The sequence below is a fragment of the Streptomyces sp. NRRL S-1022 genome (genome assembly GCF_000720135.1).
In the GTDB taxonomy this organism is placed as follows: Bacteria; Actinomycetota; Actinomycetes; order Streptomycetales; family Streptomycetaceae; genus Streptomyces.
This window is the reverse complement of record NZ_JOIU01000178.1, coordinates 1-314: the sequence shown is the minus strand read 5'-3', so window position 1 is coordinate 314 and position 314 is coordinate 1. Positions and strand designations below refer to the sequence as shown.

General features: G+C 75.2%; 1 protein-coding gene. It reads left to right on the top strand.

The features are described from left to right. The coding region (locus IG05_RS0141405) for a D-arabinono-1,4-lactone oxidase (protein WP_030349214.1) at positions 1-294 on the top strand (294 nt) is incomplete at its 5' end. Positions 295-314: the final 20 nt, after the last annotated feature.

Genomic DNA, 314 nt, shown 5'->3' with positions numbered 1-314 from the left:
GTCCTCAAGCGCTTCGGTGAGACCGGCCCGGGCTGGCTGTCGTTCCCCCTGCCGGGCTGGTCGCTCGCCCTCGGGCTCCCGGCCCGCCTGCCCGGCCTCGCAGCGTTCCTCGACGGCCTCGACGAGGAGGTCGCCGCGGCCGGCGGACGCGTCTGCCTCGCCAAGGACGCCCGGCTGCGCCCCGAACTGCTCGCCGCGATGTACCCGCGCCTCGACGACTTCCGGGCCCTGCGGGCCGAACTCGACCCGCGCGCGGTGTTCGCCTCGGACCTGTCCCGCCGTCTCGCCCTCTAGACACCTAGGAGCTGCTGTCG